Here is a 24,981-nt window from a genome sequence, read left to right on the forward strand (position 1 = left end):
GATTCTATTTATTTCTCTAACCATTTCCTAGCATTAATAAAAGCCTCCAGCCAAGGCGAAACTTCATCGTTTCTATCTTGTGGATAGTTGGCCCAATTCCATTGAAAAATAGAACGTTCTATATGAGGCATGGTTACTAAGTGTCTTCCTGTTTTGTCGGTTAACATAGCCGTATTAAAATCTGAACCATTAGGATTTGCAGGATATCCTTCATATCCATATTTAGCAACTATATTATATTTTTCTTCAGCATATGGAAGGCTAAATTTTCCTTCGCCATGAGAAATCCAAACACCTAAAGTGCTACCAGCTAAACTAGATAGCATTACAGAATTGTTTTCTTGAATTTTAACCGAAGTGAAGCCACTTTCGTGCTTATGAGAATCATTATAGGTCATTTTGCCATGATTCTCATGCTCTGGATTTACCAAATCTAATTCCATCATTAATTGGCAACCATTACAAATCCCAACGGATAAGGTATCCTCTCTGTTAAAGAAATCATTAATGACCTTATTCGCTTTCTCATTATATTTTATGGCACCAGCCCAACCTTTAGCAGAACCTAAAACATCAGAATTACTAAAGCCACCAACAGCGCCTAAAAACTGAATATCTTCTAGAGTTTCTCTACCAGAAATTAAATCCGTCATGTGTACATCTTTAACATCAAAACCAGCTAAATACATAGCATTTGCCATTTCTCGTTCTGAATTAGAGCCTTTTTCTCTTAAAATTGCTGCTTTTGGTCTTACTGCATCAGAAGCTATTGTATCTAATTTTCCAGTGAAATGTGTTGGAAGTTTAAAATCTAAAGCCTGATTTTTATAGTTATCAAATCTATCTTTCGCTAAACCATTTGCTGTTTGTTTCTCATCGAGTAAGTATGATGTTTCAAACCACATATCTCTTAATCTTGAAACGGTCATGGTAAAGACGTCGTTACCATTGATTACGCCTAAGACATCACTTTCTGTAACCTCTCCAATTTTATGGAAATCAATATTTGCATTAGTTAATTCAGCTTCAATTGCATCATCAGAAGATTGAAAAATAAGTCCTGCATTTTCAGCAAATAATACTTTAAAAGAATCTTTTTCACCAAGACTAGATAAATCTAACTCAGCACCTAAATTATTATCAGCAAAGCAAAGTTCTAATAAGGTGGTTATTAATCCACCAGAAGCCACATCGTGTCCTGCAACAATTTGGTCTTTCTTTATTAAATCTTGAATGGTATTAAATACCGTTTTTACGTAAGCTGCACTTTTAATATTAGGCGTAGTATTTCCTATTTTATTATTGATTTGCGCAAAAGAACTTCCACCTAACTCGTAAGAATCTTGAGATAGATTAATATAATAAATAGACCCTTTGCCTTTTTGTAAAACAGGCTCTACAACTTTAGTTATATCATTACAATTTGCAGCAGCAGAAATAATCACTGTACCAGGAGAAATAACATCACCATCAGGATATTTTTGCTTCATTGATAAAGAGTCTTTTCCTGTTGGTACATTAATACCTAAATCTATTGAAAATTCTGAAATCGCTTTTACAGCTTCATACAAACGTGCATCTTCACCTTTATTTTTACAAGGCCACATCCAATTGGCAGATAAAGAAATACTTTTAAGACCATCTTTTAGTGGTGCCCAAATAATATTTGTTAAAGCTTCTGCAATTGAATTACGACTTCCTGCTTCAGGATTAATTAAACCCGAAATAGGCGAGTGCCCAATGGATGTTGCAATACCTTCTTTACCTTTAAAGTCTAATGCCATTACACCAACATTATTTAGTGGTAATTGTAATGGACCAACACATTGTTGTTTGGCAACTTTTCCACCAACACAACGGTCTACTTTATTTGTTAACCAATCTTTTGAGGCAACAGCTTCAAGTTGTAATACTTGGTCTAAATAATCGTAGAAATTTTTGGTGTTATATGAAATGCCACTGTATTCTTTTTCAACTGTAACATCATTCATTATCGTTTTTGGAGAACTTCCAAACATATCTTCTAAAGCTAAATCCATTGGTTTTTCACCAGTAGTTTTAGACTCAAAAGTAAATCTATGTTTTCCTGTTACTTCACCAACATCATAAATAGGCGAGCGTTCTCTGTCTGCTATTTTATGCAACGTCTCTAAATGTTCATCGGCAATAACTAATCCCATTCGCTCTTGAGATTCGTTACCAATTTTTTCTTTGGCAGATAACGTAGGATCGCCAACAGGTAATTTATCTAAATCAATATGTCCACCTGTATCTTCTACCAATTCTGATAAACAATTTAAATGTCCACCAGCACCATGATCGTGAATAGAAACAATGAAATTTTCGTCGCTTTCTACCATACCACGGACAGCATTGGCAGCACGTTTTTGCATTTCTGGATTAGAACGTTGTACAGCATTTAGCTCAATACCAGAAGCTAAAGCACCAGTATCTGCAGAAGACACTGCAGCGCCTCCCATTCCGATTCTATAATTGTCACCACCAAGAATTACTATTTTATCGCCATCTTTTGGTACATCTTTAAGCGCTTGTTCTGCTTTACCATAACCTATACCACCAGCTTGCATAATCACTTTGTCGTAACCAATTTTGCCATTGTTATCGCTATGTTCAAACGTTAAAACTGAACCACAAATTAACGGTTGACCAAATTTGTTACCAAAGTCTGAAGCACCATTACTTGCTTTAATTAAAATATCCATTGGTGTTTGGTACAACCATTTACGTTCTGGAAAAGCTTTTTCCCATGGACGTTCGTCGTTTAATCTTGAGTAAGACGTCATATAAACCGCAGTACCAGCTAAAGGTAATGAGCCTTTTCCACCAGCTAATCTATCTCTAATTTCTCCACCTGAACCAGTTGCAGCTCCATTAAATGGCTCAACGGTTGTTGGGAAATTATGTGTTTCTGCTTTTAATGAGATTACAGATTCGTAATTTTTTGTTGTATAAAAATCTGGTATATCTGCACGTTGAGGTGCAAACTGCTCCACAATTGGTCCTTTAATAAAAGCAACGTTATCCTTGTATGCTGAAACAATATCGTTTGGATTTTGTTTTGATGTTTCTTTAATAAGTTTGAATAAAGAAGTGTCCTTTTCTTCGCCATCTATAACAAACGTACCATTGAATATTTTATGACGACAGTGCTCTGAGTTGACTTGAGAAAAACCGAAAACTTCAGAATCTGTTAGAGGTCTGCCAATTTTTTCAGCAACACCTTCTAGATATGCAACTTCTTCCTCACTAAGTGATAAACCTTCTTGTTCGTTATAGGCTGAAATATCTTCTATGTTTAAAATTGCTTCAGGTTGAATATCAATTTTGAAAATATCTTGATTCAGACTTTGATATTTTTCAGAAATCATTGGGTCGAATTCAGAAAAATCATCAGAAACAGAAGTGAATTCTTCAATTCTAATAATATTTGAAATTCCCATATTCTGAGTAATTTCTACTGCATTTGTACTCCAAGGTGTTATCATTGCCGCTCTTGGTCCAACAAAAAAAGCATCTAGTGATGCTTGTTCTATTTTAGGTTGGTTGGCAAATAACCATGTCAATTTTGAGATGGTTGCAGTTGATAATTCTTTTGTGGCTTGAACAGCGTAAACTTTACTGTTTTGGTTTCCGAAGAAATGAATCATTTATTGGTTTATTTTGATGTGAAAAATAAAATGCAAAGTTAATTTAATTTGTGGGTTTTTGTAGAAAATTTAAATTTCAAATGTTGAAGTATTCAACAAGTTTTAAACAAAAAAAAACAGCCACACTTTTATTTAATAAAGTATGTGGCTGCCTTTTTAGTGATAAGTAGTTTTTATTGCTTAACTAACTTCTTGGTAATTGTAGAATCTCCTTGAGAAATTTTAATAATATAAATTCCAGTTTTTAAATTTTCTACATTTAATGTGCTCGTTTTATTTATTTCAGAATTCAGAATTAATTTTCCAAGGATATCATATATTTCAATAGTTGTATCAATATTACTATTTAATGCAACAGTTAATTGATTGTTCACTGGATTAGGATATAACTTTACAGTATTTGTAGAATGATCATCTAGGCTTAATCCAGCATAGCACGTGTATGATAGATCATCAAACATAACTCTATTTCCTGTTCCAGTATTTCCGTCTATAACAATTGATACATTATTTTCTATGTTAATATTTGGTATTGTAATGGTTTGTTCAGTATCACCATATGCTATTGTACCAACAAGTGTTCCGTTTACCTTTAGGTTAAATGTTCCGCTTCCTCCACTAAAAACACGTTGCGTAGTTACTGTTAACGAACCAATTCCTCCAGAGGTTGTTGGTAAGGTTAAAGAACCATTTCTTACTGTTATTGCTCTTGTGTTTAAATTTTGGTCTGTTCTGGCATCAGTAGCATTCCATGTTCCACCATCATCGCCCGTCCATGTTACATCAGTATAAGAACCAGAAGAAGTACTTAAATTTTCGAAAGTTTCAACTAAACAATCTGATCCTCCACCAGTTCCGTTATTGGTTGTTGTTTCACAAGATTGATTACTGAAATTAGATTCATTTCCAGCTGCATCTTTTGCTTTAACAGTAAAACAATAGTTTGTATCTGGTAATAAACCTGTAACTGTTGCAAAGTTTGAATCAACATTAAATGAATAGGTGCCATTCATATAAACATCATAAGAATCAACAGCAACATTATCGGAAGATACGGTCCAATTTAAATCAATAGTATTGTCCGTAGGATTTGAAGCAATTAAATTTGTTGGGTCTGAAGGCGCTTCTGTATCTGTTGTAGGATTCCAAATCATATTTGCATATTCTGGATGATCTACAAAAGGATTCGCATTTCCTTGATAATTGTATGCTGCATTATTTCGGTCAATTTCTTGTTGATCAACAGGATCAACATTATAATGCCAATCTAATAGTAATGTTATGGCCCAATCCTCTAGAGCTTGGTTTTCAGTACCATTAAACATATCAAAACCACCATAATTGTCCATATTACTTTCATAACGTACAGCGAAATAAAGTACAGCTCTTGCTATATCACCTTTGAATTCATCTATAGGTTCAAACACTGTTCCTGAATAACCAGAAACACTACTAGATCCTCTTTTAGATCCATTTTGAGAAGTCCAACTGGCAGAACTTACAGTTCCGAAAGGAAAGCTTCCTCGTTGTCCATTAGCATATCCATCACTAGGTATTACATGATGAATGTCTGTTCTCATAGGATTTGCACTACCAAAGGCTGACTGAGGAACTAAATGTTCTCGATTGTAACAATCGCCTTCAGAATTGTAGTTTCCACAGTTATTAGAGCCATGATTATAACCATAAGGATCAGTTCCGTTAGGATTCTCAGTGTAGTATAATAATATACTGCCATCATTTTCGTATTCAGTATCTGTAAATGTTGTAACGTAACCTGTATATAAATCTCCATAACCTTGATCAACATGACCATTAGAAATTATATTTTTTAATTCTGTTTTTAATGCATATTCTGTTAGTCCGGCTGCACTATCGTAGTAATTAGATGGGATTTGAGCGAACCCAATTCCTGCAATAAAAAGAAATAATAAGTAGATGTGTTTCATGCGAAATGAGATTAAATATCAATTTTTTACAAAAGTAGTTTATTTATTAGAGAGAGAGAATTGAAACAAACGTTTGTTTGTATTGTTTTGAAAAAGTTTATGACAAAAAAAAGACAGCTTTTATAGCTGTCTTTTTTTAAGAAATTATCATTACTTTTTTACTAATTTCTTAGTTATGGTCTCGCTGTTCTTAGTAAGCTTCATCACATAGATACCTGTATTTAGACCTTCAAGATTTAAAGAACTTGATTTATTAATTAAACTTTTATAAACACGTTTCCCAAGAATATCAAAAATTTCTATTTCAGTATCTACAGGAGATTGTAAGTCTATAGTTACGTTATCGGTTACAGGGTTTGGATGTAAACTAATTTTTGAAGAATTAAAAACTTCTACGTTTAAAACATTGGCCCAAATAGCATCTGCATACTCAGGATGATCTACAAATGGGTTTGCATTCCCTTGATAATTGTAAGCCGCAATATTTCTGTCAATTTCTCTTTGATCTACAGGGTCCACGTTATTGTGCCAATCTAATAATACTTCTATTGCCCAAGGGTAAAGTGCTTGGTTCTCTGTACCATTAAACATTGCAAAACCTGTGTAATTATCAACAGTATCTTCATATCGAGTGGCAAAATAAAACACAGCTCTAGCAATATCGCCTTTAAATTCATCGATAGGTTCAAATACCACACCAGAGTAATTAGTTAATGAGCTATTTCCTTTTTTGGAACCATTTAAGGATGTCCAAGTTGCAGAGCCAACTGTGCCAAAAGGTAAACTACCTCTTTGATTATTTACAAAAGCGTCCGATGGTACAACATGATGTATATCGTTTTTCATTGGTAAAGCTGCACCAAAAGTTCCTTGTGGAACTATGGATTCTCTATTGTAACAATCACCTTCAATTGATGGGTTATCACATTGGTCTACATTATGTGAAAATGTGTACGCATCTGAACCATTAGGATTTTCACCATAATAAAGTAAAATTGTGTCGTCATTTTCATATCCATTTTTTTCAATATTATCTGAATGGGTTGCAATGTAACCCGTAAAGAGCGTATTGTAGCCTTGATCTACGTGACCAGTAGAAATAATGGATTGTAACTCAGTTTTTAATGCAAAGTCACTAAGACCATCTGCAGTATCGTAATAATTTGAAGGGATTTGAGAATATCCAATGCCGCTAAGACATAGGAATGCTAAGTAGATTTGCTTCATAACCAGTAAGTTAATAGTATTAGGGGAAATATTATTTTATTTTTTTTCTAGTAATGCCATGTAAAAACCGTCAAAACCAGATTCACAAGATAGTATTTTTCTGTCTTTAATCAAAGTGAAATCTTTTCCGGCCTCTAATGTTAAGAATTTTTCAACCTGCTTTTCATTTTCTGAAGGTAGTACAGAGCATGTTGCATAAACCATTTTGCCTCCTGGTTTTACCATCTTAGAATATTGTTGTAATACATCAAGTTGAATTTTCTTAATGTTTTCAATAAACTCAGGTTGAAGCTTCCATTTAGCATCGGGATTTCTACGTAAAACTCCTAGTCCAGAACAAGGTGCGTCAATTAATAAACGATCAGCTTTGCCATGTAATTTTTTAATAGGCTTAGTAGAGTCAATGACTTTCATTTCAATATTATGGACGCCATTTCGTCGGGCTCTAATTTTTAATTTCTTTAATTTACTTTCATAAATATCCATGGCTATTAGCTGTCCTTTGTTTTCCATTAAGGAAGCTAAATGCAATGTTTTTCCACCTGCGCCAGCGCATACATCAACCACTTTCATACCAGGTGCTACATCTAAATAAGCTGCCACAAGCTGAGAAGAAGCATCTTGTACCTCAAACCAACCATTTTTAAAAGCTTCTGTTTTAAATACATTAGCCCGTTCAACTAATTTTAGAGCTGAAGGGTGTTTAGGTAAGGTTTCTGTTTCAATTTCTTCAGATTGAAGTTTTAATTGTAGATCCTTTTTAGTTGTTTTTAACGCATTAACTCTTAGGATTACATCGGCTTGCTCGTTTTGCATAGCGATTTCTTTAGTCCAAACCTTTTCGCCAAGTTCCTTAACACCTAATTCATCAATCCAATCTGGTATAGAATCTCTGAATTTTCTAATTTTAGATAATTCATCAAAACGCCCTTTTATCTTTCTTGTAGGTGTGTCTGTAAAATATTTCCAGTCAGGTAATTTGATACCTTTTAATGTTGCCCAAACAGCGAACAATCTCCATAAGTCATCTCTGTGGTAAGGTGCTTTTACATTAGCAATTTCAGCATAGAGTCTTTGGTAGCGTACAATTGTATATACAGTTTCTGCAACAAAACCACGATCTCTGCTTCCCCATCGTTTATCACGTTTTAGTAATTTTTGAATAACTTTATCAGCATATTCACCTTCATTAAATATAAGGTGTAATCCGTCAATTACCGCAAAGCATAAATTTCTATGTAATCTCATAACTAATCTTTAGTTTTTAATGCATCAAAATGCACTATACAAAAATAACGTGCAAAGGTACGCTAAAAGATTAAAATTGTGAGACTTTATTCAAAAGTGTTACTTTTGAAACTAGTGTACGTTTTTATAATACTACTGCTAATAAAATATTAACCACCATATAAGTTTTTTGATCGAATCCGATTTTATACAAGAATTAAGAATGCAGAGTACTAAAGCTTATAGTAAGCTTTTGGACGATTATCAGCAAAAGGTGTTTAGTACATGTATTTCATTTGTGCCTAATAAGGAAGATGCAGAAGATGTTGCACAAGAGGTTTTTGTAGAAGTTTTTAATTCTATAAATAAGTTTAAAGGCGAGTCTAAATTATCAACTTGGATTTATAGAATTACAACCAATAAATGTTTAGAATTTATTAGAAAAAAGAATACCAAAAAGAGGTTTGCCTTTTTACAATCTATTACTGGTAATGCCATCCCAATGGATAAGACTGATTATTTTACGGAGATGAATCATCCTGGGATTTTATTAGAAAATAAAGAATTAAATGCAACTTTGTTTAAAGCAATACATAGCCTGCCAGAAAAGCAATCTGTAGTATTTACATTGCATAAAATTGATGGTAAAAGTTATCAGGAAATAGCAGATATAACTGAACGAAGTTTGTCTTCTGTAGAATCACTAATGTTTAGAGCAAAAAAGAATCTACAAAAGGTTTTAGAAAAATATTATAAAAACGAACTTTAGCGCAAGTTTTAATAAAACATTGCATCTAAAGATATAATAATGAAACATAATGTTGACATGAATATAAAAGTTAAAGAGACATTAGATTCAATAGAATCCATACAAGAGGTTAAGGTATCTCCTTTCTTTAAGGAGAATGTGATGCATAAAATTCGTCATTTACCTGAAGATATTCAAGATGCTACGTGGTCTTGGTTTACTCCAAAATTACAATTAACTACATTAGTTTGTGTTGTCGTTTTAAATGTGATGGCTTTTAACAGTTTGAAAAAAAGTGATTATACTGAAAATGTAAACAGTTTTGCAGAGTCTTATGGCTTAACAATAAGTTCAGAATCTACTATATTAAATTAGTTATGAAAAAGAATACAATCTTATACGTATTACTCATCTTTCTTATAGCAGTAAATGGTTTTTTCTTATTTAATTATATAGGAAAAGGGAATGCTAAAGGACCAAGAGAATCTCAACAGAATAAAGAGTTTATTATTGAAGAGCTTGGATTTGATGCCTCACAAATAAAACAATTTAGAAAGAAAAGTAAAGGACATCATAAAACTATGATGCAAATGTCTGATGATGTCAGAAAGTTAAAGGATCAATTGTTTGGTACGCTGTCTAACGATATTGTCAGCGAAGCCACGATTGATTCCATTTCCAATTTAATTTGTGAAAAAGAAAAAGAGAAGGAAAAGGAAATATTTTATCATTTTAAAATGATAAGAGATATCGCTAATGAAGAACAAAGAGAAAAATTTAATAATTTACTTTTAGATGCCTTACGTAAAGACGATAGAGGTAATAGACCACCTCCTAGAGATGGTATAGAAGGGCATAGACCGCCTCCTCCAAGACCTAACTAAGAATTAGAAAAAGACTTTCAATACTATTGAAGGTTTTTTTTTGTGTTTTATTTAACAAAGACAAGCACAAGTAATTTAATTATAAGTCATCTAAAGTTATATAACATTAAAACTTAAAAGATGAAAAATAGCAAATTGAAGACGGTATTATTAGTATTTGGAATGGTATTGTTTATGTCAAATTATTCTTTTGGTCAATCTCAAGATAGACCAGAAAGAAAAGAACCACCAACTTATGCTCAACTATTAAAAGAAATGGACGCTAATGAGGATGGTAAACTGGCAAAAGACGAATTAAAAGGACCTTTAAAAGATGATTTTGCTAAGATTGATACTGATGAGGATGGTTTTATTTCTGAAGAAGAATTTAAAAATGCACCAAAACCTGAACGTAAGAAGCGAAATAAGTAAATTAATAGTAATTGAATTATAAGTAAGGCCAAATTCTTTTTGATTGATTGATGGTTTGGTTGTTAAGGGCTTCGTAAGAAATTACGAAGCTTTTTTATAAAATCCAGCGCAAGTTTTATTTAAAAATAACATCTAAAGCTATATGACTAACAAATCTTCAATTAAATAAAATGAAAAAGAACATTACTCAATTATTAATATTGTTGCTCTCTATACAAGGATTCTCTCAAGAGTTGTATGATATTAATACTATTCAAACTATAGAAATTCAATTTGCTCAAAGTAATTGGGATGCACTTTTAGATGCTGAGAAGGCAGGTGATAATAATTATACAGAAGCGTTATCGGTTACTATAAATGGTACAGTTTACAATCAGGTTGGCGTTAAGTATAAAGGAAATAGTTCCTATAGTTCCAATCAAGCAAAGAATCCCTTTCATATAGAATTAGATACTTATGTAGATCAAGATCATCAAGGTTATACAGATATAAAATTAGCTAATGTAATTTTTGATCCCTCTTTTGTAAGAGAAACAGTTGCTTATAATATAGCTAACCAATACATGGATGCACCTCAAGCCAATTATGCTAATGTTTATGTAAATGGTACTTTGATAGGTCTATATACCAATACAGAATCGATATCTAAGAAGTTTGTGAATAAGCATTTCAATTCTAACGATAATGCTTTTTTTAGTTGTAGTCCTCCAGCTGGAGCGGGTCCACAATCTACATCCTTACCTAATTTACAATATTTAGGAACAAGTTATACAAATTATGATGACGCCTATGAAATTAAATCTGATGACGACGACGATCCATCCATAGCTTTAGCGCATTGGGCAGATTTAATAGAACTAACTAATACACTAAATAACGATATTTCTAATATAGAAACAGTTCTAGATGTTGATATGGCAATATGGATGCTAGCCTTTGATAATGTAATGGTCAATTTGGATAGTTATATTGGTCAATTTAAACAAAATTATTATTTATATAAAGATAATAATGGTCAGTTTAAATCGATCGTATGGGATTTAAATATGTCTTTCGGAACTTTTGCAATGACGGGAGAAACTGGAGGCGGTCCTGGTCCAGGAAGTGGAGGAACCTTAAACACAACAACTCAAAAAGCACAATTAGATCATTTATTGCATGATACGAGTACGGATTTTCCTTTGGTTTCTAAATTATTAGCAGTGCCTAAATATAAAAGAATGTATTTAGCACATTTTAAAACTATTCTTACTGAAAACATAAGTAATTCTAATTACTTAACATTGGCTAACGATTACCAAGCAATTATTTCAGCTGCAGTAACTGCGGATACAAATAAGTTTTATTCAAATGCTCAATTCTCAGGAAATATTAATACTGATTATAGTTTAGGAATGAATACAGCTTCAGGTTTAACCAATATAATGTCTGCTAGAAGTTCTTATTTATTATCACAGTCAGATTTTACAAATACACAACCTTCTATAACCAATTTAGGTTCATCAATTGCTGTACCTACTATTGGTGATGAAATTGCAATTACTGCAGATGTAACAGATACTAATGATGTTTATTTGGGTTATAGAACTGATGAAACCATGCCTTTTACTAAAGTTGAAATGTTTGATGACGGCGCACATAATGATGGCGCAGCTGGTGATAACATATATGGTGTGAATGTGACTATTGACAATGCTTATATGCAATATTATATTTATGCTGAAAATTCTAATATTGGCGCATTTTCTCCTGCTCGAGCTGAATACGAATTTTATTCGGTTGATGCCACTTATGTTACTTTAAATGTTGGTGATTTGGTGATCAATGAAATTTTAGCGTCTAATGATACAGGTGAAGTAGATGAGGCTGGTGAGTATGAAGACTGGATAGAATTATACAATACTTCAGACGCAACAGTTAGTTTAGATAATTTATATTTATCAGATGACGCGGACGATCCGTTAATTTATCAATTTCCAACAGGTACAACATTAGAGCCAGACAGTTATCTAATTGTTTGGTGTGATAAAGATACAGATCAAGGCGATTTTCATGCAGACTTTAAATTTTCTTCTGGTGGTGAAACAGCCATTTTATCTTATGCAGATGGTACTATTTTACAAAATATTGAATTTGGAGCACAAGCAACAGATATGGCATATGCCAGAAATCCAAATGGAACAGGAGATTTTGTGATACAAGCACCAACTTTCAATTCTAATAATGATAACGCAGTGGATAATGATGTACCAATGTTAAATGTTGGAGATTTGGTGGTTAATGAAATTTTGGCCTCAAATGATACTGGAGAAGTAGATGAAGCAGGTGAGTATGAAGATTGGATAGAATTATACAACACCACTGACGCTACAATCAGCTTGGATAATTTATATTTATCAGATGATGCAGATGACCCTTTAATATATCAATTTCCTACAGGAACAACATTAGAAGCCGATAGTTATTTAATTGTTTGGTGTGATGGTGATCCTGATCAAGGCGATTTTCATGCCGATTTTAAATTCTCATCAGGAGGTGAGACAGCCATTTTATCTTATGCAGACGGTACTGTTTTAGAAAATATTACATTCGGAGCGCAAACTACAGATATGGGTTATGCAAGAAGTCCTAATGGAACCGGAGATTTTGTAATTCAGGCACCAACTTTTGCCATGAATAATGAATCGCTTTCCGTTGGAGACGTATCACTAAATGATGGTTTAAGGTTTTATCCAAATCCTACAAACGATTTCCTAGAAATTGAGAGTGCAAATGTTGTTATTGAAACCGTAGAAGTTTATAATCTTCATGGTCAACAATTATTTCAAGATATAAATGCTAATAATAATGCAATAACTTTAGATTTTACGCCTTTTTCTAAAGGTCTTTATATGGTAGTTTTAAATAAGACCACAGTCTTAAAGATTTCACGAAATTAAATAGTAAATATATAATGATATTGAGATAAATACCCTTAGTTAAAGTAAAAAGCCCAAGAACGATATTGTTCTTGGGCTTTTTTAATAGCGCAGTTCTGCATTCATTATTTCTATTTTAAGAGGTAGCCTCGTAGCTGTTTTGCTTCATTGATTTTTTAAAATTTGGTATTGTAAGTAATTCTTAAGGGTTCGTTCAAAAAGATTTAATCTTATGTGGTTTTATGATTGAAGTTACTGCTGAAATTTATGTTTTTTTTAACAAGGCTTCACACAAGTTTAAAAAGACAAACACATCTAAATTTACATGACCTAACATTGTAAAGGCATAAAAAAACTGAGATTAATTATCAGGTAAAACAAACCTTAAAACCTAAAGAGATGATAAGACTTAAAAAGATTAGAAAACCTGTTTTTACAGCGCTATTAATAAGTGTGTCTTTATTTACTTTTAATGCATGTAGTGATGATGAAAGTGAAACTATTGTAACATACTCAGACGATGTTATTATTACTGATGGAAATATAACAAGTACTGCAGAAGGAGATACGTATAACACAGGTTACGATGAAGATGATTTAGTAGAAAATGCAACGTTTGCAAACACTGTTCAAATTGTATATTCAGATACAGATGTTACAATTACCAATCCTGTTCCTTATGATGTTGTTGTCACTCTAGATGGCGCAGATGTTACTATTAACTCAACCATTTCAGAAGTAGCATACGAAGTTTCAGGATCTACTACAGATGGTATGTTGAAAATTTACAGCGATAAAAAATTCAAACTATCGTTAAGTGATTTAAGCATCACAAATGCGGATGGTCCTGCAATTAATATTCAATCGTCAAAAACTGTTTTCGTAATTCTAGAAGGAACAAATAACTTAACTGACGCCTCAGATTACAGTAATATTCCTGATGATGAAGATGCAAAAGCCACTTTTTTTAGTGAAGGACAACTAGTGTTTAGTGGATCTGGAGCTCTTAATATTGCAGGTCTTTATAAACACGGAATTGTCAGTGATGATTATGTTAGAGTGATCAGCGGAACAATTTCTGTAACAGAAGCTGTCTCTGATGGTATACATGCCAATGATTACATAATTGTCGATGGTGGTACGCTTAACTTATCTGTAGGTAGTGATGGTTTAGATTGCGAAGAAGGTTATGTCATAATTAATGACGGCTCGTTGAATATAAATGCTATTGATGATGGAATTGCAGCTTCATATGATATAGATGAAGAAGAAGATCCAGATGATTCTGTTTTGCCTAACGTTACAATAAATGGTGGCGATTTTGTTATCATTACAACTGAAGGAGAAGGAATTGAAGCCAAAGGTATTTTAACAATTAACGACGGTAATATAAATATCAGCGCTTATGACGATGGTTTAAATTCAGGTGGAAATTTATATATTAATGGAGGAAATCATTATGTGTATAGTACATTAAATGATGCTATAGATAGTAATTCAAATATTACAGTTACAGGAGGAACTACCATTGCGATAGCAATACGAACCGATGAACCAGATGGTAGTTTTGATTGTGATGACGACATTTTTAAAATCACAGGCGGAACCATTTTAGGATTAGGCTTAAACACCTCCTTTCCTTCAGAAACTGAAAGTACACAAAACACTGTTATTTTCGATGGAATAAATGCCAATCAATTATTAAATATACAATCGGAAGATGGTACAGAAGCCTTGACGTTTGAAGTGCCTTATAGTGTAAATACTATTATATATTCTAATGGAAAATTAGAATCAGGACAAACTTATCATATTTATACAGGTGGCAGTGTAAGTAATGGAACAGCCATCAATGGATTGTACACTTCAGGTACTTATACAGGAGGTATAGCATCAAGTAATTCATTTACTATAACTAATACAGTAACACAAATAGGAGGCGAAATGGGACCAACTGGTGAGCCAGGAGAAGGTGGTCCAGGAGGTCATTAATAATATAAATAAACATATGAAAAGTAAAACATTAGCATTCACAATTTTAGCGTTATTATGCTCTGCAATAGGATTAGCACAAGGACCTCCTGGAGGAGGTCAAGGCGGTAGAGGCGATAGACAAGGCGGACCACCAAAAGGAGAAAAACCAGAGGCTTCAGAAATTTTAAAGTTATTGGATACCAATGGCGATGATAAAATAGATAAAGAAGAAGCTTCAAAAGATGAAAGAGGAAAAATTGCAAAGGATTTTGATGTAATAGATACCAATGAAGATGGGTTTATAGATTTAGAAGAGCTTAAAGCAGAAATTGAACGTAAAGGACCGCGAAAAGTATCTGCTAAAAAACTATTAAAAGAAGTTGATCAAGATGAAGACGGATTTTTAAATGAATTAGAGATTGCGGCAAAGGATAGACGAGATTTAATGGAACACTTCTCTGAAATTGATCTTAATGAAGATGGTCAATTAGATTTGGAAGAGTTGGAAACGTTTTACGATGCAAAGGATGATGATAAGAAAAAAAGAAAACGAAAGAACTAAATCCATGTTAATTAGTTTTTTGTAAATTAAAGGAGAACAACAAATTAATTTTATATGAAATATTCTATTTTTTTTAAATCCATTATTTTGTTTCTAATGGTTTTATTTTTAGTGAGTTGTAAACAAGCTGGTAAATCTGAAACAGAAATCCAAGGCGACCATCCAGACGATGGAAGACCATCCGTATCTGAATTAATAAAAGAAATGGATACAAATGCAGATAATAAACTTTCAAAATCTGAAGTTCATGGGCCCTTATACAATGATTTCTCTAAAATTGATACTAATAAGGATGACTTTCTTTCTAAAGAAGAATTAGAAAATGCACCAAAACCAGAACGAAGAGGACCTGGCAATGTAGACAATTCTAATAATGTGCAAAAAGATTTAGAAGTGACTGTAAATGTAGATCCATCTTTATTTATAAAAGAAAGTATGTTAAAGGATATAAAACAAGAAGAGCGAACACTTGCAGATGGTACTGTAGCGCTTTGTTATATTATTACAACAGCATCTCAACCGAATGAACATAATATGGGACCTTGGTGTCCTACACACATTAATGATGGCAAAGATAAAGGAGGAATATGGTTTAAAGATGATAAAGTATATGATGTAGATGGTCATTTTATAGCGAATCTAAAAGATTTTTACAGCGATGAGGAATGGGCTTTGTTTAGAGAAGATGGCTCAATAAAAGTAACAGAAACTCAAGAGGAATGTGAAGCTGCAGCAAGACCAGATGTTGATGAGGCCTATCATAATTATTGCGTGCAATGTTTACCAGATTATTATAAAGAAAAAGTCTCTACGTATGTTATTCCTGTAAAACCTATGTATTTAGAAAATTCTAATTCGCTAGGAGGTAACGGAATAGGTATTGCTTTTAATGGTGTTAATTTTGATGCAGCAGCACCAACACACGCTATTCTTGCAGCACATACTTTAGCACCTTTAGATGATGCAGGTGGGCACGTAAATCCGCATTCTGGTTATCATTACCATGCTGTAACAGGTGCAACTAAAGAAGTAAAACAAAAAGACGAGCATGCAGCAATGCTTGGTTATGCTTTAGATGGTTTTGGTATATACGCACATAAAGATAATAACGGAAATACTAACGCAGATTTAGATGATTGTTATGGGCATTACGATGAAGATAGAGGTTATCATTATCACGCAGGTGCAGCAGGAAGCAATAAAATTTTAGGTTGCTTACATGGTGTAAGTGGCTCATTAACTGTAGAGAATTAAAGAACAGACGCGTTCGTAAGCTTGTTTTAAAAACTATTCGATTAAAAAAAATATGAAAAATATATTTATAATGGGTGTGTTTGCAATGAGCCTGTTAGTAAGTTGTAATAGCCAAAAAAAGAATGGCGATCACACACACGATGGTTCAGAACCACATTCACACGATAATGAAACCATAACTAACGTCAATGATTATTTTGGAGCGTATGATTTAGAAGATGAATCTTATGGCACTAAAACCAAAGTAACGCTTACAGATACAGAACGTGTTATGGTAACTAATGCGTTGCCAAATCATAAAACTGGAGAATTTCCAAATCCTGGAAATCCAAATGCAATAGCGGCTCAAAACAGAACGTATAATTTTCCTTTACATCCAAAATATACAGGTAATGCAACTTGGGCAAGAGAACCAGGTGTTGCACTAAACGGTATTAAATTTGAACCAGGAACAGCCGAAGTTGTAGAATGTGAAACAGGAGAAAGTTTTAGAGTTGAGGGGCTTCAAGATGTAATTGATTTAGGTTTAGATTTTAATCATGCCCACGTGCAACCTACAGGAGCTTATCATTATCATGGTACACCAACGTCGGTAATTAATGATTTTGATAACGGAGAGGATTTAATTCATATTGGTTTTGCTCACGATGGTTTTCCTATGTATTATTTAAAAAGTGGAAAATATAAACCGAGTTACAAAGCTTTAGATGGCGATAGAGAAGGCGAAAATTGTTCTTATGAAAATCCACACCAATCCATGGATATTTCTGTAGGAGGTCATCATGATGGTACATTTACTTCAGACTTTGAATATGTTGAAGGATCAGGAGATTTAGATGAATGTAATGGTATTACAATAGAAGGTCAATATATGTACTTAGTTACTAATGAGTTTCCATATATTGGTAGATGCTTAATGGGCGAAGTGTCCCAAAAAGAAGGCAGAGCAGCAGGAATTGGCCAAGGAAGAGGTGGTCAAGGACAAGGTGGAAGACCTGGTGGAGGACGACCTAGTTTTGACGAAATTATAGAAATGATGGATGGAAACAATGATAATAAGATTTCTAAATCGGAAGCAAAAGGACCATTGAATGAAAACTTTGATAAAAACAAAGATGGTTTTTTAACGAAAGAAGAATTTGAAAATAGTGAAAATGGCCATGGAAACAGACCACTTAAAAATAATTAATATAGAAGCGCAAGTTTTTTTTTAAATTAGCATCTAAATATAAAACACTAAAAAAAACATATGAAAAATTTATTTAAATTATTGGGTTTAATGATAACAGTCTTTTCAATGAGCATTGCATGCTCTTCAGATGACAGTGCAACTTCTTCGGATGATGTCGATGGTTCAGATGACGACGTTGTAACAGAACTTCATGCTGCTTTTGACGAATTTGATAGTGATGCAGTTACAGTAATGCTATCTGATAATGGTACTGAAATTTATATTGAAACTACCGGTTTCCCTAATCACACTTCAATTTATTGGGAACCAGACCATGCGTTATTTATAGAAGAGCCAACAGTTACTAAAACAACTCCAGATACTTATATTGGCGGAGGAACTGGCGAAGCGTCTAGTTTTACAGTAGATGCAACACCAGATTTAACCGGTTCTACTGTCGCTACCCAGTTAAATACAATTGGTATAGCAGTAAGTGGAGCGGCTATTTTTAATGATCAAGAAGGTGCGGGAGATTTAGATCAGGCAGCAGGTAGTTTAGATTATAATGGAGCACATAAAGGTCCTGGTGTTTATCACTATCACTTAGAACCAAGATCCATTTCTAATGATGACGATAATTTAGTAGGTATTTTACTCGATGGTGTGTTTCTTTATGGAAGAAGAGATTATCCATCAAATGATTATCCTACAGATTTAGATGCATCTGGAGGGCATTTTGGTCCAACACCACATAATCCAGATGGAGAGTATCATTATCATATCATTAATGAAGAATACAATGCACCATTATATGGATATGATGAAGCTATTGTACTATTCGCAGGACCATTTCAAGGGTATTAAAATTTTTACAATATGAGATTGTTTCTTTTAATACTTATAATGTTGTCATTAGTAGGTTGCAAAAAAATAGAACCTAATAATACTGTTGATACAGTTATCGAAGAGGAGCAATTTCTGGTTATTGATAGTCTAGAAGTGTTAAAAGATGAATTAGTACTCAACGGAAATAAAGGACAATGGTTTTACAAGGAAAAGCCCTTTAATGGGTATTCATTAAAGTACTATCCAAATGGTGTTTTAGAAGAAAAATGGGGTTTTCAAAATGGTAAAAGAGAAGGCGTTGCCAAACGTTTTACTAAAAATGGGAAGCTACAAGTAGAATCTAATTACAAAAATAATCGTTTGTCTGGTATGCATAGAAGCTGGTGGGAAAATGATACGCTCGCTAGTTTAGCATATTACAAAGAAGGCAAAATACAAGGAGAAGAGAAACAATGGTATGCCTCTGGTCAACTAGCTAAATTGCGTAATCTTGTTGATGGAGAAGAACATGGTTTTCAAAAAGCTTGGTTAGCCAACGGCAAAATATACGTTAATTACGAAGCTAAAAATGGACGAATTTTTGGAATGAGACGTGCAAATTCATGTTATAGATTAGAAGATGAAGTTATTATTAGAAACAAAAAAATATAAAGTTGTATTTCTTTTCTTAGTTGTGTTTGCGCTAAGTTGTAACCAACAAGTAAAAAACGTAAACACTAAAGCTGATGAAACTAGTAGAGTAGATTATTTGCCTTTTTATAAGGACGAATCATTTACACCGCATTGGTTGATTCCTGGTAGTGAAGAAGAACAATTATTTCATAAAATACCAGATTTTAAATTTATAAACCAATTAGGAGATACGGTTACTCAACAAACGTTTGATGATAAAATTTACATAACAGATTTCTTTTTTACAACTTGTCCTGGTATTTGTCCTAAAATGACAAATAATATGGGCAAAATACAGGAAGAATTTAAAAACGATAGCGACATTTTATTGCTATCACATTCGGTAATGCCAAGCACAGATACAGTGTCTATTTTAAAATCTTATGCAGAGAATAATAATGTTATAGATGATAAATGGCATTTAGTAACAGGAAACAGAAGTGATATTTATACCCTTGGTAGAGATCAATATTTTGTTGAAAGTGATCTAGGAGAAGTAAAGAGTGTAGACGATTTTTTGCATACAGAAAACTTTTTACTTATTGATAAGAATAAACATATTAGAGGCATATATAACGGTTTAAATAGGGCATCAATTGCACAGCTAATAATTGATATAAAAGCCCTAAAAGAAGAAAGCTAATGTGATGGTTAGCTTCATTTTGATTGATTGATGATTGGAAAAGCTTTGTTATTATTCACAAAGCTTTTTTATGGTATCGATTTAAAGTATTTTTGAAACGTTATCACGTTTTATAATTTCAAATTAAACCAACTCGTAAATTTAGAGTCAAATTATAACGATTAACCAACTCAAACTATGAAAACATTATTCAAGTTACTACTGCTTACCCTATTTACAATTTTTGTAGCCTGCTCAAATAATGACGACAGTTCATGTTCAGAAACTATTTGGTATCAAGATAATGATGAAGACGGTTTAGGAAATGTAGAAGTTAGTATTGAGGCCTGCGAACAACCTGTAGGTTATGTTGCAGATAATTCAGATACTGATGACTCTGGTTGTGAATCAGATCAGGTTTTAGATAGCTCAAGAGGTGCATGTGACCAATCGCTAACGTTTGTAAGTTTATATTCGCAAACAATTTCAGGAGCCAATAGAATTATATCATCTAATAGTATACCTGAGCATATGGTTGGTCGTTTTGGTATGGGAGCAGGTTCACTTAATCCAAATGCTATCTCTGAACAAAATGAAACCTATACGATTACTTTGAATCCTTCTGCGGCAAATTCCTTCACAGGATTATTGTCAACAACAGGAAATGGGCCAAATGTTGGACCGCAATATTCATTTGGAGTATTGTTAAATGGTGTAGAACTAGATCCTGTGGCTGCAGAACCATTTCCACATGAAGGTGCAATGAGTGCTAATGTTAATTGGGAATGGAATCTTGAAGCCTTAAACGTCAATTTAGGTTTAGATTGTAATAGTGCACATGTACAACCTACAGGGAAATACCATTATCATGGTTCGCCCATATTATTTTTAGATGCTTTAAATGTACCAACTGATGCAATGACGTTAATTGGTTATGCCGCAGATGGATTTCCTATCTATTATAAATACGCATATTCGAATGCTTCAGATTCTAACTCGTCCGTAATTTCAATGGCTTCTAGTTATCAATTAAAATCTGGTAGTAGAGGAGGCGATGGTATTACTGTACCATGTGGAGATTACGATGGTGTGTATTCTAATGATTACGAATATATTTCAGGCTTAGGTACTTTAGACGAGGCTAATGGAAGAACAGGTATAACACCAGAATATCCATCAGGAACCTATTATTATGTGCTTACGGATGAGTTTCCAAGTATCCCAAGATATTTTAGAGGTACACCATCTAATGATTTTAAAATAGGAAATAATTAGATGAAGCTTTTTCGTTTCTTTCTATACTTTACGATTCTATTTTCAACATTCAGTTTTGCGCATGATGCTAATAAATCTTTTTTTAAAATTCAACAAAAGGATAATAATGTTGAGGTACAAGCAGAATTTCCTTGGAGTATAAGAAACGCCATAATTGAAGAATTTCCAACGCTGGAAAATTCTAATTTAAATTCTGATTTTAAAAATGCTTTTTTTCAATACATAGAACGTCATTTTCAGATTGTTCATGGTAATTCAACTTTGAAATTAATTTCCGTAGAAGAAGTAGCTCATTCAGGGCATTCGCATCAAAATAATTTTGTGTTATTGTTTGAAGGTAAAACTTTCGATACTATCAAAAACACCATTTTATTTAATGTCTACAAGGATCAAGAAAATTATCACGAATTAATAATAGAGCCAAATTCAATAAAATTTATAACGTCCTTAAATTCTAATACATTTAGATTGCAAGCCGCTTCAAAAGTAAATTCTAATATTCAATTTTTACTTGGTTTTATACTATTATGTGTGGTTGTTGTACCTTTATGGATGAAGTATAAAAGACACAACATATAATGTTATTATGGTTTATAAAAACACTGTTTTCCTAATATTTATGCTGTTATTAGTGTCATGTGGCAATGATGATAGTAGTGGTACTCAAGACGATGATGGAACTATGCAATCATCTGTTCCTAATATTTTACTGATAATTGCAGATGATATGGGATTAGATGCCACACCAAATTACAATATAGGAAGTCAAAAGCCGAATATGCCAAATCTTCAAAATTTAATGAATAATGGCATTACATTTAATAACGTATGGGCAAACCCAGTTTGTAGTCCAACAAGAGCTTCAATTCTCACTGGCAATTATGGGACTAATAATGGCGTAACTCGGGTAGGTAATCAATTGAGTAATTCAGCCCATATTCTTCAAAACGATATGGCTAATTATGCAACAGCTTTAATTGGCAAATGGCATTTGTCTAATGATGTTAATCAGCCATTGTCAATGGGCATTGATTATTACGCAGGTATCTTGTCTGGAGGTGTAGATGATTACGAAAGTTGGAGTCTTGTAGAAAATGGCATAACTACAACGAGTACCGAATATGTTACATCAAAACTCACAGATCTTGCTATTAATTGGGTAGAAGATCAAGATCAACCTTGGTTTTTATGGTTGGCATATAACGCACCACATACACCTTTTCATTTACCACCAACAGAGTTGCATGGTCAAGGCGATTTACCAACAAATCAAGCCAGTATAAATTCTAATAGATTGGCTTATTATTTCGCTGCAATAGAAGCCTTAGATACAGAAATGGGAAGACTTCTTCAGTCTATGACTACTGAAGAACGCGATAATACTGTCATCATTTTTATTGGAGACAATGGCTCGCCAGGGCAAGTAGCACAAGCATATGGACAAGGAAAAGTAAAAGGTTCTATATATGAAGGAGGCATAAATGTACCAATGGTTATTTCTGGTAAAAACGTAACACGATTAAATGTCACAGATAACAACTTAATTAACGCTACTGATTTGTATGACACTATTGTAGAATTATCAGGAAATACAACCACGCAAAGTAATAATAGCGAAAGTTTTAAAGCTATTTTGTCTAGTACAACATCTGTAAATAGAGATTATTTATTTTCTGAAGTCAGTTATGTAGGTGGAACCGCAGATTTTGCGACAAGAAATGTAACGCATAAGTATATTAGATTTACTGATAATACTGAAGCCTTTTTCGATTTAATAGAAGATCCGTTTGAAGATTTCAATTTATTAGATCAAACGATGACGAGTAATGAGTTAGAAATCTACAACGATTTGAAATCGGAACTAGATAACACTTTAAATTAAAAATAATGCGTTATAGAATTAGAAAAGCTTTGTTGTAATATGCCGCAAAGCTTTTTTATCTTTAAGGAAAATATAGAACTATGAATAAATTGTTTTTAATTTTTGTTACGATTGTTGGTATAGGCATTGTAAGTACTTGTTTTAGTAGATTCAACAAAAATTTTGATGAACTAAATGCAATTAAAAAAACGATTAATATTGAAACATTAGTTCAAGATTCTACACTGAATGTTAGAGCCATTGAGCTTATTAAAAAGCCACAAGAGTTTTTAGTTTACTTAACTTCAATGGGAGAATTTGGTGTAATACTACCAAGTTATTTTATTAAACATGTAGATTCTTTAAAAGATAGGCCATTTTATAATCACAAAATCAATTTGTCTAATGATTCACTTAAGTTGAATTTTAGAGCAATGGGAGTTCGAAATGAGAAAGGCTATGGAATAACAATAGGTAATCCAGCTATGGTTTTTAGTTTAGATGCTGATTTGGAAAAAAACAATATTGTATATCAAGAAAACCACCCTAATGTTTTCTATGATTCTATGGAATTCTGGAACGATCAAGAAGGTATTGCCATTGGAGATCCGACTGAAGATTGTATGAGTGTCATAATTACGCGAGATGGCGGAAACACATGGACAAAATTATCATGTGACAATTTACCTAAAGCAAAAGAAGGCGAAGCTGCATTTGCTGCAAGTGATACAAATATTGCAATTGTTGGCGACCATACTTGGGTGGCCACAGGAGGGAAAACAAGTAGAATTTTATATTCGCCAGATAAAGGCAAAACATGGGAAGTTTTTGACACGCCTATTATACAAGGTAAAGAAACTACAGGTATATATTCAGTTGATTTTTATGATGAAAAGAATGGTTTTGCCATTGGAGGCGATTACACAAAGCCAAACGATGCTTTAAATAATAAAATAAGAACTAACGATGGTGGAAAAACTTGGCAAGTAGTAGCCAACGAAAAAGGACCTGGTTACAGAAGTTGTGTGCAATATGTACCAAATTCTGATGGAAGAGAACTGGTTGCTATTGGTTTTAAAGGCATAGATTATAGTAATGATGCTGGAGATTCATGGCAACATTTAAGTGATGAAGGTTTTTATACCATTCGTTTTGCAAATGATTCAGTGGCTTATGCAGCCGGAAAAGGGAGAATTAGTAAATTAACTTTTAGAGAATAAAAAAAGGAAGCTTTTTAGGCTTCCTTTTTATCTATTTACTTTCGCTATTATTTTTCTTTGCTGTGTCGCTTTTTGTATTCTTCAAATATTTTATGTTTAAACGAGCGTTCAGCTTGATATAATTTTAATATTTTTTTAGCTGGCAGAATTTCAAGTAATTGATTCAATAATTTAGATTGCAATTGAACTTTTTCCTTTTCAATTTTTTCCATTTCCAATAACAATGACTTTGCTTCTTTCTCAGAAAGTTTATCTGCAATTTTATCTTTACGAATATTGGTAGACTTTATTCTTAACTTAGATTTTTCATCTTCGATAGCATTATAAACTGGCCAAAATTTCTGAGCTTCTGATTCAGTTAGATCTAATTTCTCGGTTAAATGCGCGATTTTTAGAGTTTTAATTTTTTCCTTATCTAATCGTTGTGCAAAAACACTTGCAGAAACAAATAGCGTTACTAATATGGTTATTATCGTCTTATTCATTGGGTTC

General features: G+C 33.0%; 21 protein-coding genes. 16 read left to right on the forward strand and 5 right to left on the reverse strand.

The annotated features are described in order from the left end of the window. Positions 1–8: 8 nt before the first annotated feature. The 4 genes from purL to Q0891_RS08410 form a co-directional block, all read right to left on the reverse strand. On the reverse strand, positions 9–3,668 hold the full coding sequence (purL, locus tag Q0891_RS08395; protein ID WP_299100685.1) for a phosphoribosylformylglycinamidine synthase: 3,660 nt from the start codon (positions 3,666–3,668) through the stop codon (positions 9–11). Positions 3,669–3,841: 173 nt separating this feature from the next. Further along, on the reverse strand, positions 3,842–5,617 hold the full coding sequence (locus Q0891_RS08400; RefSeq protein ID WP_299100687.1) for an endonuclease: 1,776 nt from the start codon (positions 5,615–5,617) through the stop codon (positions 3,842–3,844). Positions 5,618–5,767: 150 nt separating this feature from the next. Then, positions 5,768–6,844: an endonuclease gene (locus tag Q0891_RS08405; protein WP_299100689.1), complete on the reverse strand. Its 1,077-nt coding sequence runs from the start codon at positions 6,842–6,844 to the stop codon at positions 5,768–5,770. A 36-nt stretch (positions 6,845–6,880) separates the two neighbouring features. Continuing rightward, positions 6,881–8,092, reverse strand: coding sequence for an RsmB/NOP family class I SAM-dependent RNA methyltransferase (locus Q0891_RS08410; RefSeq protein WP_299100691.1), 1,212 nt, complete (start codon positions 8,090–8,092; stop codon positions 6,881–6,883). Positions 8,093–8,294: 202 nt separating this feature from the next. Between Q0891_RS08410 and Q0891_RS08415 the strand changes: the two genes are divergently transcribed. The 16 genes from Q0891_RS08415 (at position 8,295) to Q0891_RS08490 (ending at position 24,489) form a co-directional block, all read left to right on the forward strand. Then, a complete protein-coding gene (locus Q0891_RS08415) occupies positions 8,295–8,840 on the forward strand; it encodes an RNA polymerase sigma factor (RefSeq protein ID WP_299100693.1) in 546 nt (181 codons plus the stop codon). Positions 8,841–8,879: 39 nt separating this feature from the next. Beyond that, positions 8,880–9,194 (forward strand): hypothetical protein, encoded by a 315-nt coding sequence (locus Q0891_RS08420; RefSeq protein WP_299100695.1) that lies wholly within the window; start codon positions 8,880–8,882, stop codon positions 9,192–9,194. Between the two features lie 2 nt (positions 9,195–9,196). Continuing rightward, the gene (locus tag Q0891_RS08425) at positions 9,197–9,703 is read left to right on the forward strand and encodes a hypothetical protein (RefSeq protein WP_299100697.1); all 507 of its coding nucleotides are present in this window, start codon (positions 9,197–9,199) and stop codon (positions 9,701–9,703) included. 120 nt (positions 9,704–9,823) lie between these two features. Further along, positions 9,824–10,114, forward strand: a complete 291-nt coding sequence (locus Q0891_RS08430; RefSeq protein WP_299100699.1) for an EF-hand domain-containing protein — start codon at positions 9,824–9,826, stop codon at positions 10,112–10,114. Between the two features lie 170 nt (positions 10,115–10,284). Next, entirely contained in the window at positions 10,285–13,053 is a 2,769-nt protein-coding gene (locus tag Q0891_RS08435; protein ID WP_299100701.1) for a CotH kinase family protein, read from the forward strand. 378 nt (positions 13,054–13,431) lie between these two features. Beyond that, positions 13,432–15,024 (forward strand): carbohydrate-binding domain-containing protein, encoded by a 1,593-nt coding sequence (locus Q0891_RS08440; RefSeq protein ID WP_299100703.1) that lies wholly within the window; start codon positions 13,432–13,434, stop codon positions 15,022–15,024. A 16-nt stretch (positions 15,025–15,040) separates the two neighbouring features. Continuing rightward, positions 15,041–15,568, forward strand: a complete 528-nt coding sequence (locus tag Q0891_RS08445; RefSeq protein WP_299100705.1) for an EF-hand domain-containing protein — start codon at positions 15,041–15,043, stop codon at positions 15,566–15,568. Positions 15,569–15,622: 54 nt separating this feature from the next. Then, positions 15,623–16,822, forward strand: coding sequence for a YHYH protein (locus Q0891_RS08450; RefSeq protein WP_299100707.1), 1,200 nt, complete (start codon positions 15,623–15,625; stop codon positions 16,820–16,822). A 52-nt stretch (positions 16,823–16,874) separates the two neighbouring features. Continuing rightward, positions 16,875–18,011, forward strand: coding sequence for a YHYH protein (locus Q0891_RS08455; RefSeq protein WP_299100710.1), 1,137 nt, complete (start codon positions 16,875–16,877; stop codon positions 18,009–18,011). Positions 18,012–18,071: 60 nt separating this feature from the next. Beyond that, a complete protein-coding gene (locus Q0891_RS08460) occupies positions 18,072–18,857 on the forward strand; it encodes a YHYH protein (RefSeq protein ID WP_299100712.1) in 786 nt (261 codons plus the stop codon). A 12-nt stretch (positions 18,858–18,869) separates the two neighbouring features. Next, complete coding sequence (locus tag Q0891_RS08465; RefSeq protein WP_299100714.1) at positions 18,870–19,490, forward strand: toxin-antitoxin system YwqK family antitoxin; 621 nt, start codon at positions 18,870–18,872, stop codon at positions 19,488–19,490. After that, entirely contained in the window at positions 19,459–20,154 is a 696-nt protein-coding gene (locus Q0891_RS08470; RefSeq protein ID WP_299100715.1) for an SCO family protein, read from the forward strand. The genes Q0891_RS08465 and Q0891_RS08470 overlap by 32 nt, the downstream gene beginning before the upstream one ends. A 177-nt stretch (positions 20,155–20,331) precedes the next feature. Continuing rightward, the gene (locus tag Q0891_RS08475; RefSeq protein ID WP_299100717.1) at positions 20,332–21,408 is read left to right on the forward strand and encodes a YHYH protein; all 1,077 of its coding nucleotides are present in this window, start codon (positions 20,332–20,334) and stop codon (positions 21,406–21,408) included. Further along, entirely contained in the window at positions 21,409–21,987 is a 579-nt protein-coding gene (locus Q0891_RS08480; RefSeq protein ID WP_299100720.1) for a hypothetical protein, read from the forward strand. It begins immediately after the preceding gene. Positions 21,988–22,027: 40 nt separating this feature from the next. Then, positions 22,028–23,290 (forward strand): sulfatase-like hydrolase/transferase, encoded by a 1,263-nt coding sequence (locus Q0891_RS08485; RefSeq protein WP_299100722.1) that lies wholly within the window; start codon positions 22,028–22,030, stop codon positions 23,288–23,290. Positions 23,291–23,370: 80 nt separating this feature from the next. Beyond that, entirely contained in the window at positions 23,371–24,489 is a 1,119-nt protein-coding gene (locus Q0891_RS08490; protein ID WP_299100724.1) for an oxidoreductase, read from the forward strand. Positions 24,490–24,536: 47 nt separating this feature from the next. Here the strand turns inward: Q0891_RS08490 and Q0891_RS08495 are convergent, their stop codons facing one another. Then, positions 24,537–24,974 carry a sensor of ECF-type sigma factor gene (locus Q0891_RS08495; protein ID WP_299100726.1) on the reverse strand — a complete coding sequence of 146 codons (438 nt, stop codon included), beginning with the start codon at positions 24,972–24,974 and terminating at the stop codon, positions 24,537–24,539. Positions 24,975–24,981 lie beyond the last annotated feature (7 nt).

The organism is uncultured Winogradskyella sp. (assembly GCF_947498005.1).
Lineage (GTDB): Bacteria > Bacteroidota > Bacteroidia > Flavobacteriales > Flavobacteriaceae > Winogradskyella.

Coding starts and splice junctions, on each gene's coding strand:
- purL (WP_299100685.1), bottom strand. CDS start 3,668: ATGATTCATTTCTTCGGAAACCAAAACAGTAAAGTTTACGCTGTTCAA.
- Q0891_RS08400 (WP_299100687.1), bottom strand. CDS start 5,617: ATGAAACACATCTACTTATTATTTCTTTTTATTGCAGGAATTGGGTTC.
- Q0891_RS08405 (WP_299100689.1), bottom strand. CDS start 6,844: ATGAAGCAAATCTACTTAGCATTCCTATGTCTTAGCGGCATTGGATAT.
- Q0891_RS08410 (WP_299100691.1), bottom strand. CDS start 8,092: ATGAGATTACATAGAAATTTATGCTTTGCGGTAATTGACGGATTACAC.
- Q0891_RS08415 (WP_299100693.1), top strand. CDS start 8,295: ATGCAGAGTACTAAAGCTTATAGTAAGCTTTTGGACGATTATCAGCAA.
- Q0891_RS08420 (WP_299100695.1), top strand. CDS start 8,880: ATGAAACATAATGTTGACATGAATATAAAAGTTAAAGAGACATTAGAT.
- Q0891_RS08425 (WP_299100697.1), top strand. CDS start 9,197: ATGAAAAAGAATACAATCTTATACGTATTACTCATCTTTCTTATAGCA.
- Q0891_RS08430 (WP_299100699.1), top strand. CDS start 9,824: ATGAAAAATAGCAAATTGAAGACGGTATTATTAGTATTTGGAATGGTA.
- Q0891_RS08435 (WP_299100701.1), top strand. CDS start 10,285: ATGAAAAAGAACATTACTCAATTATTAATATTGTTGCTCTCTATACAA.
- Q0891_RS08440 (WP_299100703.1), top strand. CDS start 13,432: ATGATAAGACTTAAAAAGATTAGAAAACCTGTTTTTACAGCGCTATTA.
- Q0891_RS08445 (WP_299100705.1), top strand. CDS start 15,041: ATGAAAAGTAAAACATTAGCATTCACAATTTTAGCGTTATTATGCTCT.
- Q0891_RS08450 (WP_299100707.1), top strand. CDS start 15,623: ATGAAATATTCTATTTTTTTTAAATCCATTATTTTGTTTCTAATGGTT.
- Q0891_RS08455 (WP_299100710.1), top strand. CDS start 16,875: ATGAAAAATATATTTATAATGGGTGTGTTTGCAATGAGCCTGTTAGTA.
- Q0891_RS08460 (WP_299100712.1), top strand. CDS start 18,072: ATGAAAAATTTATTTAAATTATTGGGTTTAATGATAACAGTCTTTTCA.
- Q0891_RS08465 (WP_299100714.1), top strand. CDS start 18,870: ATGAGATTGTTTCTTTTAATACTTATAATGTTGTCATTAGTAGGTTGC.
- Q0891_RS08470 (WP_299100715.1), top strand. CDS start 19,459: ATGAAGTTATTATTAGAAACAAAAAAATATAAAGTTGTATTTCTTTTC.
- Q0891_RS08475 (WP_299100717.1), top strand. CDS start 20,332: ATGAAAACATTATTCAAGTTACTACTGCTTACCCTATTTACAATTTTT.
- Q0891_RS08480 (WP_299100720.1), top strand. CDS start 21,409: ATGAAGCTTTTTCGTTTCTTTCTATACTTTACGATTCTATTTTCAACA.
- Q0891_RS08485 (WP_299100722.1), top strand. CDS start 22,028: ATGCTGTTATTAGTGTCATGTGGCAATGATGATAGTAGTGGTACTCAA.
- Q0891_RS08490 (WP_299100724.1), top strand. CDS start 23,371: ATGAATAAATTGTTTTTAATTTTTGTTACGATTGTTGGTATAGGCATT.
- Q0891_RS08495 (WP_299100726.1), bottom strand. CDS start 24,974: ATGAATAAGACGATAATAACCATATTAGTAACGCTATTTGTTTCTGCA.